13 protein-coding genes are annotated in these 13,876 nt (G+C 50.2%); 6 read left to right on the top strand and 7 right to left on the bottom strand.

The genetic code is table 11. The features are described 5' to 3' along the window. Positions 1 to 53 precede the first annotated feature (53 nt). Together G3255_RS05715 and G3255_RS05710 are read left to right on the top strand one after the other, a co-directional pair. The gene (locus G3255_RS05715; RefSeq protein ID WP_211653664.1) at positions 54 to 947 is read left to right on the top strand and encodes a cation diffusion facilitator family transporter; all 894 of its coding nucleotides are present in this window, start codon (positions 54 to 56) and stop codon (positions 945 to 947) included. Beyond that, entirely contained in the window at positions 940 to 1,503 is a 564-nt protein-coding gene (locus G3255_RS05710) for a hypothetical protein (RefSeq protein ID WP_211653663.1), read from the top strand. The genes G3255_RS05715 and G3255_RS05710 overlap by 8 nt, the downstream gene beginning before the upstream one ends. Positions 1,504 to 1,964: 461 nt before the next feature. Here G3255_RS05710 and G3255_RS05705 read toward each other — a convergent pair whose 3' ends face one another. Beyond that, complete coding sequence (locus G3255_RS05705) at positions 1,965 to 3,023, bottom strand: mechanosensitive ion channel family protein (RefSeq protein ID WP_211653662.1); 1,059 nt, start codon at positions 3,021 to 3,023, stop codon at positions 1,965 to 1,967. A gap of 50 nt (positions 3,024 to 3,073) precedes the next feature. Further along, positions 3,074 to 4,384: a DUF2254 domain-containing protein gene (locus tag G3255_RS05700; protein WP_211653661.1), complete on the bottom strand. Its 1,311-nt coding sequence runs from the start codon at positions 4,382 to 4,384 to the stop codon at positions 3,074 to 3,076. A gap of 390 nt (positions 4,385 to 4,774) precedes the next feature. On the opposite strand from G3255_RS05700, the gene rsgA reads away from it, so the two are divergent. After that, complete coding sequence (gene rsgA / locus G3255_RS05695) at positions 4,775 to 5,830, top strand: ribosome small subunit-dependent GTPase A (RefSeq protein WP_211653660.1); 1,056 nt, start codon at positions 4,775 to 4,777, stop codon at positions 5,828 to 5,830. Between the two features lie 44 nt (positions 5,831 to 5,874). Here rsgA and G3255_RS05690 read toward each other — a convergent pair whose 3' ends face one another. The 4 genes from G3255_RS05690 to G3255_RS05675 form a co-directional block, all read right to left on the bottom strand. After that, positions 5,875 to 6,510, bottom strand: coding sequence for a response regulator transcription factor (locus tag G3255_RS05690; protein WP_211653659.1), 636 nt, complete (start codon positions 6,508 to 6,510; stop codon positions 5,875 to 5,877). 12 nt (positions 6,511 to 6,522) lie between these two features. Then, positions 6,523 to 7,632 carry a GAF domain-containing sensor histidine kinase gene (locus tag G3255_RS05685; RefSeq protein ID WP_211653658.1) on the bottom strand — a complete coding sequence of 370 codons (1,110 nt, stop codon included), beginning with the start codon at positions 7,630 to 7,632 and terminating at the stop codon, positions 6,523 to 6,525. Positions 7,633 to 7,725: 93 nt separating this feature from the next. After that, on the bottom strand, positions 7,726 to 9,426 hold the full coding sequence (locus G3255_RS05680; protein WP_211653657.1) for a phospho-sugar mutase: 1,701 nt from the start codon (positions 9,424 to 9,426) through the stop codon (positions 7,726 to 7,728). A 75-nt stretch (positions 9,427 to 9,501) separates the two neighbouring features. Beyond that, positions 9,502 to 11,046, bottom strand: a complete 1,545-nt coding sequence (locus tag G3255_RS05675; protein ID WP_121301389.1) for a carbon-nitrogen hydrolase family protein — start codon at positions 11,044 to 11,046, stop codon at positions 9,502 to 9,504. A gap of 132 nt (positions 11,047 to 11,178) precedes the next feature. On the opposite strand from G3255_RS05675, the gene G3255_RS05670 reads away from it, so the two are divergent. The 3 genes from G3255_RS05670 to G3255_RS05660 are packed head-to-tail and all read left to right on the top strand — an operon-like array spanning position 11,179 to position 12,975. Beyond that, entirely contained in the window at positions 11,179 to 11,604 is a 426-nt protein-coding gene (locus G3255_RS05670; protein WP_058381323.1) for a disulfide oxidoreductase, read from the top strand. 1 nt (position 11,605) lies between these two features. Further along, a complete protein-coding gene (locus G3255_RS05665) occupies positions 11,606 to 12,076 on the top strand; it encodes a thioredoxin family protein (protein ID WP_211653656.1) in 471 nt (156 codons plus the stop codon). A 56-nt stretch (positions 12,077 to 12,132) separates the two neighbouring features. Further along, the gene (locus G3255_RS05660) at positions 12,133 to 12,975 is read left to right on the top strand and encodes an RluA family pseudouridine synthase (protein WP_211655774.1); all 843 of its coding nucleotides are present in this window, start codon (positions 12,133 to 12,135) and stop codon (positions 12,973 to 12,975) included. Between the two features lie 37 nt (positions 12,976 to 13,012). Here G3255_RS05660 and G3255_RS05655 read toward each other — a convergent pair whose 3' ends face one another. After that, positions 13,013 to 13,843, bottom strand: a complete 831-nt coding sequence (locus G3255_RS05655) for an aldo/keto reductase (protein ID WP_211653655.1) — start codon at positions 13,841 to 13,843, stop codon at positions 13,013 to 13,015. Between the last annotated feature and the right edge of the window lie 33 nt (positions 13,844 to 13,876).

The raw sequence follows: 13,876 nt of genomic DNA, 5'->3' as shown, positions 1-13,876 counted from the left end.
CTTTGGAGGGTCGTTTCCGTTTTCCCCACAATCCAATCTGGAGATGAATTGCAATGGAATTATACGATAATCTCCGCAAAGGAGAAAAAGGCGCCTGGCTCAGCATCGGGGCTTATCTGTTTTTAAGCGCCATCAAACTTGGCGTCGGGTTTTGGGGCGGCTCTGAAGCGCTGAAGGCGGACGGATTGAACAATGTTACTGACATCGTCGCTTCCGTCGCTGTGCTGATCGGATTGAGAATTTCTCAAAAACCGCCGGACGACAACCATCACTACGGCCATTTGAAGGCCGAGACGATTGCTTCCCTATTGGCCTCGTTCATTATGGCGGTCATCGGCCTTCAAGTGCTGTTGAATTCAGTGAAGACGGTGTTCAATCCTTCTCTCGAACCGCCTTCCCCATTGACCGCGGTTGTCGCGTTTTTCTCGGCAGCCATCATGTATGGCGTTTACCGCTATAACTTGAAGTTGAGCCGCGAAATCAAAAGTTCCGCCGTCAGGGCTGCCGCATACGACAACCGTTCGGATGCGCTTGTCAGCATCGGAGCCGGAATCGGCATCATTGGGGCCATCCTCGGTGCGCCGTTAATTGATTCGATCACGGCTTTTCTTGTCGGGCTCATTATCATCAAAACAGCTTTGGATATTTTCCGCGAATCGGTATTGACCTTGACCGACGCATTTGACGAAGAAGCTGTCGAATCGCTTTCCGTTGTCATTCGACGCGTGCCGGGCGTACTGGCTCTGCGCGACTTCAAGGGCCGCACCCATGGCAATGTCATGTTCATCGACTTGACCGTCAGCGTGGCGCCTTATTTAAATGTAGTCGAAAGCCATTGGATCACTGAAGAAATCGAACGGAAAATCCAGAAAGTGAAACCAAATTGCGTCGTCCTCGTACATATAGAACCCGATTACTCGGTAGAGGAGGACGAAGAGGATGGCTGATTTTTACGATCAGAAAAAAATCATTTTGGTTACGTTCGGCATCATTCTGCTTATTTCCGCTTTATTTTTTCCAGCTGCCGTGTTCTACCCGGCAAAAGTCGTCACCATCACACCGGAGGCAGAAATCGTCGGCACGTCGTTCTGGTCGCTCGTGCTTGGAGGCGTGGGCATCGTATTGCTTGCGGCCGCATTGTTTATCGCAGCGCTGATTGAACAGCCGTTGAAATCCTGGCTTTTGTCTGGCGCTGTCGCCATCATCGGATTCGTGTCGATCGCCTTTTCGCTCGGTGATTATTACTATATGACCCGTGACAGCTTCACGTATAATCCACCTCTGTCGTTCAATTCCTCCACGTATACATGGGAAGAGTTTGAACGGGTCGAAGAGCGGCTTCACAAAGAAGACGGGACCAACTCAATCGAGTCGGTCGCTTATTATTTCCGCGACGGCGGCATGGTCGAATTCTCCAGCGGACGGATTTTTGAAATGCACAACTCCTTGGCACGCCGCGTCGAAGAGGCAGGAGGCGAATTCACCCGTATTCAAGCACAATAACAGAGAAAGGTAAGAAGTCGTATTTTCCGAAGCTTATCGCTCGCTTTCCGTGGGCTCGCGCCCAAGCCTCCTCAGTCGCTTTGAAACCCTTGTGCTAAACTCTCACTTCGTTCGAGCATCGCAGAAAACCCGCTTGCTCACACATCTGCGTGGCAGATGCGTCGCAAATGAATGTGCTCAGCTAAACTTCGCTCATTCATTCCTTGCGGGGTCTCGGTCGTCTCGCTAATCCACAGGAAAGATAAGGGCGACCTACGGGAGACATTATCTTTGCGAAAGTAATGCGCAGCATTATTGAGCAGAAGGGGTTACGAGCGAACGCTTCTCCAAATACTTAGAAAGATCATTGATTATTGAATGTAGAAAAAACGACTCCATTCTAATTCGTAATGGATTAATAGACTTCTTCAACACTCTGAAAAACGCCTGATCTTTTTGAGATCAGGCGTTTTTTCTTGCTTTTATTCTGTTCTTTCGCCCGGTAAGGACGCGAGGCGAATGCCGTGCTCTACAAACAAGGCAGCGATGCCATGGCGGATCCGGCTCTCTAAGCGGTCTTTCATTTCGACATTCAAGACGCGCGCTTCCACTTGGAAATCCATCGAGGAATTGCGGAAATCGATGAACTGGGCGTCAGGCTTTTCATCAGGCACGCCGTCGATTTTTGTAATTTCATTTTCCGCAGCTTGTACCAGTAGTTTCGAGACCAACTCCGTATCGCAGCCGTATTCGATACTGACGACAACGCGGGCGAATAGCCTTGCGCCCGAACGGTTCTTGACGATCTGTTCGATAAAATATTGGTTCGGTACGACGAGCGTCCCGTCTTTATTTGTTTCAACGATTGTCGAGCGCAATTTAATTTTCGTGATGCGCCCGATTTTCTTATCGATTTCGACCATTTCCCCAACTTCCATCGGCCTTTCAAATAAAATGATAATGCCTGATACAAAGTTTGCGGCGATATTTCGGACGCCGAAACCGATGCCGATCCCGAGCACACTGAAGACGATGCCGACTGCCCGCAGATCCAACCCAACGAGCGTGAAGCTGACTGCAATGGCCAGAAACATTACGGCATAGTAAATGAGCCGGTTGATCGTATAACTCATGCCTAGTTCCACATCAAATTCGCCATAGACATAAGGCATGACAAAACTATTGAAAGCTTTAACGACGCGGCTCGAAAACGTAACGATCATGATGGCGACGACAATCAGCAAAATGGAGACGTCGACCCCTTCCGTTTTGTAAAAAGGCGTCCTCAGCCATTCTTCCTGCCCAAAATAAAACAGGAACAGCAAAATGCTGCCGTAAAAGGCGACCCAATTCAGAATGTCTTCGAGAATTGGATAAATCCGCTCTTGATAACCATCATGCCTCACGATTCGTTTCAGCACGGCTTGGGCAATCCATTTCCCAACGAGGATCAACAATAAATATAGAAAAAACATGAAAAACTCCGTGACGGATAAATTCCTCAGAACGCCGATGCCTTCAAATAATTGCGTTTTTTGCATAAGCCCCTCCTTTGCCCGCAGCACTCCGTCCCATTAGATGCTCCTGCACATCATCCTTGCGGGTCCAGCTGGTAGTCGCTGAGCAGAACCGGACGGCGATCCAGCGCTTTTGCCAGCGCATCCAATTTTCCTTGGATGTGTCGGCGGTCAAGGCGTTTGAAAGGCGACTTCTCCAAATGTTCAAGCACATGCAACTGTGTTTCCCAAATAGCCTCGTGATGCGTTGGATTCGATAATTGCGCGGCGTTTGTCAAAGATTCCAAAATTGCGGCCACGACCGATACATCCTCTTTTCCATAATGGATCAATTGATGGAATGTCAGGTAGAGAAAATGCGGGAATGTAAAAAACGGATAGCGTACGCGGCCTTTTTTCTCTTTGTCCCGAATGGTGATTGCCCCGGTCTCGAGGTGGCTTAATTTGCCGAGCAGCCGCCCGATCCGGATGATGATGCCGTTCGCTGTATTCGGGTCGTTGATGCCGGGGGAAATCGCCCGCAATGCCACTTCGACCATTTTCTGGATGGCGAAATCAAGATCCTGGTCCGTGGTCCGCTCTGTGCCAATCGTGATAAAGCGGCTCAAATCGAGGTCTTCCTGCTGGCGTTGGTAGACACGGAATAACGGCGTATTTTCATGGACATACGCACCGATGCCGTGAAGAATTTCAACTTCCAGGTCGTGCTCCACCGCATATTCCGTCAATTTATCGAAATACAGGAATTGGATATAGCCATCGTTTTCGGCAAGGGTCGTCTCGGCAAAACCGTCGGGATTCCATTGTACATCGATTTCCATTGCCTGCTGTTGTTTTTCACTATACGTATCGATGATTCGTTCGGCATCTTCTTCAAGTTCCTCGATCAACTTCTCCACTTGCACGTTCGTTGCAATGTGATGGATGAAATATGCAAATGTCGACAAGCAAAGAAATGCAATGACGATCCCGACAAACGTAGAAATAACATCATGTGTGTACAAGGCATCACGCATGAACATTAACGACAGCGTGTTATAGATGAAGCCCCCCAAAAAAATCCCCAGTACGCGCCATGTAAGACGGTCATGGACAAAATTCTTCAAGGTCCTCGGGGAAAACTGGGAGGAATACATCGTCAGCACGACAAGAATCGTGGAAAACGTAAACGTTGTCATCGTCAATAGCGCCCCAGCGAGCGCGCCCATGATCGTTTGGGCCAATTGGACATTGGTCAGCAAGATATCCGGGATGAATTCACGGTATTGCCGAATGACCAATAAATCCACATAAAAAAATCCAATGGATAATAATATGGCTAGGAAGCTGTAGATTGCAGGGGTCACCCACAGTTTTTCCCGCCAATTGTAAAAAATCTTTTTCATAACTTCCCCCCTTAATAAAATATTCGTTTGTTCCCTTGTTCCCCTATTCCAATTGGGGCAAACGCTGGTTCTATTTCACCCTTGCCTTTCACTATAGCACGTAGCGATGCTTATGGAAGAAACGCGAATAGCCGAATGCCATTGTCAAAATACTCTTAAAAAACCATTGACCTCTGCTTCAATTGCCCTTATCATTATCTTAACTAATGGAAAGAGGTGAGGCATTATGGTGACTATTTCAGTACGTGCAACCCGCAACTTAATGATGTTTGCTATGATGTCTCCCTCTGTGTATCGCTGAAGATACGTTTCTTTCCTATGCGCGGAGACCATGGCAGGCATTATTGCAGTCATGGTTTTTATTATGCGTTTTTATAGGAGGAAGTTACATTGTCGATTATCAAACAATACGGATGGAATGAATCATTCCAACAAGCATTGCCTGAACAGAAAATACCAGGCCGCGTCATTCTCGAACATAAGAGCGGCTACCGCGTCATGACCGATTTCGGTGAATGGCCAGCTACTTTGTCCGGAAATTACCGCCATAGCCACAGCCGCGATGAATTTCCAAGCGTCGGAGATTGGGTGGCACTGGAACAAATGCCTGGAGAAGACAAAGGCATCATCCACCAACTGCTGCCGAGAAGTTCGCGCTTCGCCCGAAAAGCGGCCGGCGAAACGTCCGAGATGCAGACCATCGCCGTCAATCTCGACTACGTCTTCCTGGTCATGTCGCTCAATCATGATTTTAATGTCCGGCGCCTTGAACGCTATATGGTCGCCGCTTGGGATTCAGGCGCCATGCCGGTCGTCGTGCTGACGAAAAGCGATCAATGCGAAGACCCGGCAGTTTACTTGAAAGAAGTCGCCGCTACCGCATTCGGCGTTGATGTGTTTGCCGTTTCAGCTTTGACTGGTGCTGGCATGGATGCCTTCAATCGCTATTTAACGGATGGCAAAACCGGCGCGCTGCTCGGTTCTTCGGGCGTCGGCAAATCATCGCTCATCAACGCCCTCACCCATAGCGATAAAATGGCGGTGCAGGACATCCGGGAAGACGACAGTAAAGGCCGCCATACGACGACACACCGCGAACTGGTGCTGCTGCCAGGCGGCGGTTTATTGATCGATACACCGGGCATGCGCGAATTCCAGCTTGCTGATTCCGCCGATGGGCTAGGTGCGAGCTTCCAAGACATCACAATCCTTGCTACCGAATGCCGTTTCCGCGATTGCAGCCACCAACAAGAACCGGGCTGCCGCATCCAATCCGCTCTTGCTTCCGGCGAATTACCGGAAGAGCGCTATGCAAGCTATTTAAAATTGCTGCGTGAGCTCGACTATATCGAACGAAAAAGCGATCTCGCCAAACAACAGGCAGAACGCGCGGTATGGAAACAGCGCACGAAAGAATCACGCAGCCGCCCTGTTAAGAAAAGATAAAAAGACTGCCGGATTTCCATCCGGCAGTCTTTTTCTAGTTCCATTCAATTGGCGTATTCCGTCAACCCATGCTTGACGGCGTAAAGTGCCGCTTGCGTCCGGTCCTGGACTTCGAGCTTGATGAAGATATTGGAAATATGCGTTTTCACCGTCTTCTCCGTCACGAATAAAGCAGACGCCACTTCCCGGTTGCTTTTGCCCTTGGTCAATTCCGCGAGCACTTCCGCTTCTCTTGGAGTCAAAGGATGGAGAACGTGAGGCGGTGGGTCTTCCGGCGCTTTCGCTAGTTCCGATGAAGCTTTCGGATGCAGCGTGTTCTCCCCGCGCATCAAGCTGCGCAGCGATTCGACCAATTCGTCCGGCTCGATATCTTTCAGCTGATAGCCTGCCGCGCCTGCTTCGATCGCGGGAAGAATGTGGTCTCGGTCGGAAAAGCTCGTGAGCATCAACACGATGATATCCGGATAAGACTCCTTGATTTTTCGGGTTGCCTGGATGCCGTCCATTTCCGGCATGACCAGATCCATCAAGACGATATCCGGCTGCAGCTCGCCTGCCATCTCGACAGCTTCGATGCCGTTCGCAGCCTCCCCCACCACTTCAATGTCTTTTTGGGTTTTCAGGAAAAACAGCAATCCTCTTCTTACTACGTGATGATCATCCGCAATCAATACTCTCATCTTGCCACTCCTTTAATACGGAATCCGGACAAGGATTTCCGTTCCTTTGCTTAATTCGCTCGACCAGTCAGCTGTGCCGCCTTCTGCTTTCGCCCGGTCTCGTATACTTTGCATGCCGATCGACGGGATCACGCCTTGTGCAGGGGAAAAGCCGAGTCCTTCGTCTTTGATGACCAATAAGACATCGGTCGGTGTGACCGTTACGTAGATTTGAGCGGAGCTTGTGCCCGCATGCTTGCGCACATTATTCAATGCTTCCTGCGCAATGCGGAATAAGGTTTCTTCCGTACGCGACGGCAATTGAATCACGCCGGTCACTTTCGTTTCCATCGACAGCCCGAGCATTTCCCCGTACGCTTTGATGGCATCGATCAAGCCGCTCTCGAGCCCTTTTGGCCGCAATTGCCAAATCAATGCCCTCATTTCGTTGAGCGCTTCCTGGCTGAGATGCTGGATGTCCCGGAACGTGCTTTTTTGCGCTTCGTCTTCCGCCATTTCGATGCCGCCCCTAGCCGTCAACGTGACCGAGAACAACAGCTGATTGACGGAATCGTGCAAATCCCGCGCGAGCCTATTGCGCTCTTTGACGAGTGCCAATTCCTGTTCCTGCTTGGTCAGGACGATGCGCTTGATGGCGGAGCCGATCTGGAAAGCGACCGATTCCAATAAAGCCAGTTCGTCTTTTGAAAAGCGCACCGTATCGGCCGCAGCGATATTGAGCAAGCCGAATTTTTCCTTGCCGGATTGCAGCGGCACGGTCGCATGATGCGAAATATTGCCGATTTTGCCATGTGTCGCTTTGGCGTTTTCGATGCGCTGGCAGGCGATGATATTCGACGCCTTTTCCAAATCGCCGTCATGATAGCGTTTGACGCACCAGCAGCCGCCTTTTGTTAAATGACGGCAGTCCCGCTCCTCGAGGGCATCCGGTAAATTGGCTTGCGCCACGAGTCTGTGCTTGCCTTTTTCATCAATGAAAAAGATCCATGCCGTTTCAAAATTGGAGTTTTGCAGCAGCTTGTCGATCGCACCGCCAAGCATGCGCTCCATATTCGTTTCTTCGTTCAACAACTCCGCGATCTCTTTCAATAAAATGACGTCCGAATGCTGTTCAGGCACCATGGGGCTGATCCCTCCTAGTTGCTATTGTAACGATAAGAACCGGCGTTTGCCTCATTCTTTCGAATGAAAAAGCTCCCTCTATGGGGAGCTTTTTCAGCGGTTCGCAACGATGTCGAGAAATGATTCTTTCAATAGTTCGAGCTTTTCGTCGCTTTCCTGCTGGGTTGCTGCTTTGACGCCGAAATAGTATTTCACTTTCGGCTCGGTGCCGCTTGGGCGCACGCAGACCCACGAACCATCCGACAGGAAATATTTCAGGACATTTGATTGCGGCAAGACGATCGCTTCACTCGTCCCCATATCGACAAGCGTCCGTGTCCGGCTATCGTAGTCTTCGATTTTTTCAACCGCGATGCCGGCAATGGATTGTGGCGGCGCCGTGCGCAAGCCGTCGAGCAGCTGTGTGATTTCACGTGCCCCTTCGATGCCTTTTTTCGTCACCGAAACGAGCAATTCGCGGTAGAAGCCGTGGCGTTCATATAATTCGTTTAATACGCCATACAAGTTTTTGCCTTGCTTCTTATAGAAGGCAGCCGCTTCGACCAATAGCAATGTCGCTTGCACGGCATCTTTATCACGTGCAAAATCTCGGATCAAATAACCATAGCTTTCCTCGTAGCCGAATAAGAAAGTGAATTCATGCTGCGCATCGTTTTCACGCAATTTCTCGCCGATGAATTTAAAGCCTGTCAACACGTCTTCACTCTCTACGCCGTAGCTTCTAGCGACCGCTTCCCCGAATCCGGAAGTGACGATGGTCTTGAAGATGCGACCGTCTTCCGGCAGTTCGCCTTTTGCTTTTTTCTGGCCCAATAAATATTCCAGCAAGATGCCGCCAGTTTGGTTGCCGGTCAACAATTCGTATTGTGTACCGGTCCAAACCGCCGCCCCGACGCGGTCGCCGTCCGGGTCGATGGCAATCAATAGATCTGCGGTCTGCTCTTCGCCGTATTTCCGGGCGAGGTCAAATGCCGTTGATTCTTCCGGGTTCGGGGATTCCACCGTCGGAAATTCACCGTCCGGCAACATTTGTTCTTCGACATAATTCACGCCGCTATAGCCGGCTTCATCAAAAACCCGGCGAACGGTCGCGCCTGATGCCCCGTGGAGCGGCGTAAAGACGACGCTGATCGGCTCGACGTTTGTTTCCTGCACCGTCAAGACTTGGTCGATATAGGCGCGGTCAAGCTCTTCACCGAGAATTTCCAATAAGGAGGAATCATACTCATCATTTTCGATTGCCAGTTCATCTTCCACTCGGCTGACAAAACCGATGACCTGGTCTGCCGCTTCCAAATCCAATTGCGCGCCGTCTTCGCCGTATACTTTATAGCCATTGTATTCAGGCGGGTTGTGGCTTGCTGTGATGACGATGCCCATGAACGCATTCAGTTCGCGCACCGTGAACGATAATTGCGGCGTTGTACGCGCAGATTCATACACATAAGCACGGATGCCGGCCGCTGCAAATGTACGTGCCGCTTCTTCAGCAAATTCCGGTGACATGCGGCGGCTGTCGAACGCAATCGCCACGCCGCGCTTCATCGCCTGTTCCCCGAAGCTTTCAATATAATCGGCAATTCCTTTTGATGCTTTTCTGACGGTATAGACGTTCATGCGGTTCGTGCCTGGCCCGATTTCACCGCGCATCCCACCTGTTCCGAATACCAAGTCCTGATAAAACGCATCTTCTGCCAGCTGCTCGTCTTCCGATAATAATTGCAGCTGCTGTTTCGTATTCGTATCTAGCCCCTCGTGTCCGAGCCATTTTTGCATTCGCTGTTTCCATGTCATGGTTCATCCCTCCAATTACTTATCAGTTTACCAAATTTTCCACAAAAAAGCCGCCCCGATTCGGAGCGGCTGGAGTTAATCTTGTTTGTATTCCACACGGTAGACGTCATGGCGGCGATCCTTTAATTGCTTGACGGTGCCATCTTGGCGTTGGCGTCTGAGGATTTCAAGGTCGACATCCCCAATCAACACCATTTCCAAGTTCGGGTTGGTTTCTCCGACGATGCCATCGCGCGCGAATTCAAAATCAGACGGCGCAAAGATGCCGGATTGTGCATATTGGATATCCATGTTTTCCGTTTGCGGCAAGTTTCCGACCGTTCCGGAAATGACCGTGTAGATCTGGTTCTCGACCGCGCGGGCTTGTGCACAATAACGGACGCGCAAATAGCCTTGGCGGTCTTCCGTACAAAACGGCGAGAAGATGATGTTGGCGCCCATATCGGTGGCGATGCGGGCCAGTTCCGGGAACTCGATGTCGTAGCAGATCTGGATGGCGATCTTGCCGCAATCCGTATCAAATACGCGCACGGAGTCGCCTGCTGAAATGCCCCACCATTTACGTTCGTTCGGCGTGATGTGGATCTTGTACTGTTTATCGATCGAACCATCGCGACGGAACAAATATGCGATGTTGTAAATCTCATCATTTTCTTCCTTGACGAAATGCGAGCCGCCAATGATATTGACGTTATAGCGCACAGCGAGATCCGTGAATAGCTCGATATATTGCGGTGTGAATTCCGTCAATTTGCGGACGGCTTGGCTCGGTGATGGTTCATTCAAGAACGACATCAATTGCGTCGTGAAAATTTCCGGGAACACGACGAAATCCGAATGGGCATCCGATGCCACATCGACAAAGTACTCGACCTGGTTCGCCAAATCGTCGAATGAATTGATGGCACGCATCAAGTATTGAACGACGCAGATGCGCACAGGTAAACTAGTCTTGAAATGGCGCTTGGAGATCGGCTTGTAATCAACATTATTCCATTCCATCAGCGTTGCGTATTTGCCCGATGCTTTATCGTCCTGCAAATAGCCCGGGTTGATCCGCATGAGCTGGAAACCGTTCATCAATTGGAACGTCAGCACCGGATCATAGATTTTATGGCGTGACACCGAATCGACGTATTCACGCGGCGACATTTCGTCTGCGTGTTTATGGTAGTTCGGGATGCGCCCGCCGATGATGATTGACTTCAAGTTCAATTCACGCGCCAGTTCTTTGCGCGCTTCGTACAAACGCTGCCCGACTTGCATGCGGCGGTATTCGGGATGCACCATGACTTCAATGCCGTACATATTATAGCCGTCCTGGTTATGGTTCGTTATATAGCCGCCGTCAGTGACATCGTCCCATGTATGGCGGTCATCGTATTCGTCGAAATTGATTAATAGGCTCGAGCAGGAACCGATTACTTTGCCGTCGAGTTCCGCGACGATCTGCCCTTGTGCAAAAACGCCTAAATGGCTTCTGAGCTGCTCTTCTTTCCAAGGTTCCATGCCAGGAAAGCAAAGCTGCTGCATTTCCAGAATGGCAGGTATATCAGCATAGCTCATCTCACGGATGATCATGCTTTTTTCAAAATGGGATAAATCGAATTGTTCTGCCACGTTACCGCGCTCCTTCACAAAAGTTTCAAAGTTAATTATAGCCCATCCGCTCAGTTGTTGATATTATTTTACTTGTATGGTGTTAAGAATTATACTTCAAAAGGAAAGCATTCCGGAAAAGAGGGTCAAAAGATGACGAAGCGTCAAGAAAACAGTTTGCTGTTCATGTGGGCGGTGTCCCTAGTTGCGACACTTGGCTCGCTGTATTTTTCCCAAGTGCGCGGGTACATTCCGTGTGAGCTGTGCTGGGTGCAGCGCATCTTCATGTATCCCCTCGTCTTTGTGCTAGGCGTTGCCTATGTGCAGAAAAACCCGCGCATCGCCATGACCTCGCTCGTGCTGTCCGTCATTGGCGGATCGGTTTCGCTGTATCATTACGGCATCCAAAAACTCCGGTTCTTGTCGGATTCCGCACCGTCATGCGGGCAAGTCCCATGCACAGGGGAATATATTAATTACCTCGGATTCATCACCATCCCGTTTCTTGCACTCATCGCATTCGCTTTGATTGCCGGAACGAGTGTTTATCTGTGGAAATCATTGAAGGAGGAACAATAAGATGAAAAAATTGCTGATTATCGCCGGCGTCGTGCTTGCCATCTTTGCGTTGATCGTCTTCTTGACCAATCAATCGCAAGACGAGAAACTGGCGGACAACCAATACGGCACGGATGATTTGAATCCGGCCACCATCGATCAGCTCGATGACGAAAACTACCAGAACATCGCATTGCCAGAAGACGTAAATGAACAGATCCAAAGCGGCGAGCCGACAACTGTTTATTTCTTTAGCCCGACTTGCCAATTCTGCCAACAGACAACGCCGATCTTGATGCCTGTCGCAGATGATATGGAAGTCGATGTGTTGCAGTACAACCTGCTCGAATTTGAGCAAGGCTGGTCTGATTATGCACTCGAAGCGACACCGACACTTGTCCATTATGAAGACGGACAGGAAGTTGCCCGCTGGACAGGCGCACAGCCGAAAGAGAATATCGAACAATTTTTCCAGGAAGTCGTGAAAAAATAAACTGAAACGGGATCATGTGCCGCGCGCATGATCCCGTTTTTATGGAGGACTGTATGATGAATTGGACTTACCAAATTCCGGAACAAGGCATGACCGTCACGGACTTATTGAAAAATGAATGGGGCCTCGGCAAAAAGACCGTGCACGAACTGCGCATGGCCAAAGGCGTCCGTCTTGAAGACGGCACAGAACCACGTTGGCAGGAACCGCTCGACAAAGGGACGCAATTGATTGTTACTATTCCCCAAGCTGAGTCGCCGTACCAGCCAAACCCATCGATCGAACCTGAGATTTTATTTGAAGACGAGCACTTCATCATCGCCAATAAACCAAAAGGGCTCGCCACCCACCCGAATGATAGCCACCAGGATGATACATTCATCAACGGCTTGATGGCTTACGCCCAGCAATCCGGCGGTTCGTATATCGAACATATCCACCGGCTGGACCAAGGCACTTCCGGCGTGTTGCTTTTGGCCAAACATCCAATCGCCAAAAACGTCATGGACCGGATGGTTGAACAAAAGCTTGTGCAGCGTGAATACGAAGCACTCGTTAAAGGCCTCGTCCGCGGGCAATCCGGGACGCTCGACTTCCCGCTCGGCCGCGACCGCCATCACGCTACGCGCCGCCGCGTATCACCAAACGGGCAAAGCGCCGTCACCCATTACCAAGTCATCAACCGCGCAGACGGCCGCTCCCTGCTTCATTTAACTTTGGAGACTGGGCGCACGCATCAAATCCGTGCCCATTTGTCGCACGTCAAACACCCGATCATCGGCGATGAATTGTACGGAGGGCCGCCGACTGAAGACGGCGAATACTTCCTGCACGCATTCCGCATCGCTTTTAAACACCCATTTACCGGTCAGCAAATCGATATCGAAGCAAAACAATAGCAAAAGGCCAGCGAACCCCTTCGCTGGCCTTTTTTTATTAAACCTTGATTTCGTCCGGATGGGTTCCGCTCCGCCAATCCTGGTTGAGCGCTGAAATCTGTTTCATCTCTTCTTCACTTAATTCAAAATCAAAAACATCGGCATTTTCAACGATGCGCGACGGCGTCACCGATTTCGGGATGACGATCAAGTCATTCTGGAGATGCCAGCGAATAATGGTCTGCGCGATGGATTTCCCGTGTTTTTCGCCGATTTCCGACAGCACCGGATCTTCGAGCAGGCGCCCTCTCGCAAGCGGCGACCAGGAAGTGACCACAATGTCTTGTGCTGCACAAAATTCGCGCAATGATTCCTGCGTCAATTGCGGATGCAGCTCAATCTGGTTGACCATCGGTTTCGTATTGGCCTTGGCCAGAATTTTCTCCAGGTGATGCTGCTGATGGTTGGAAACGCCGGCAGCACGGATCAATTTCTCATCATAGAGCCGCTCGATCGCACGGTAGGTTTCCTCGAACGTGTCGGGGATCGCCCAATGGGTCAAATACAGATCCAGATAGTCCATATCCAGCCGTTTCAATGAAGCTTCGAATGCACGCAATGTCTGGTCGTAGCCCTGGTCGGTATTCCATACTTTCGACGTGATGAACAGCTCTTCACGCTTCACGCCGCCTGCACGGATTGCTTCCCCGACTTCTGCTTCATTGTCGTACACTGTAGCGGTATCGATCGCTTTATAGCCTGTTTCGATCGCTTTTACCATCGCCTCGACCGCCGCTTCTTTATCGGTCATCTTGTAGACGCCAAGGCCAAAACGCGGCATTTCCACTCCATTATGTAAGGTCTTTGTTGATTCAATCGTCAGATTCATACAATTCTCCTCCTATTCTTTTTCATTGTACAA

It is taken from the genome of Planococcus sp. MSAK28401, from assembly GCF_018283455.1.
Classification (GTDB): Bacteria; Bacillota; Bacilli; order Bacillales_A; family Planococcaceae; genus Planococcus; species Planococcus alpniumensis.
Note: the sequence above shows the minus strand (reverse complement) of the source record. Positions and strands in the feature narration are given on the sequence as shown.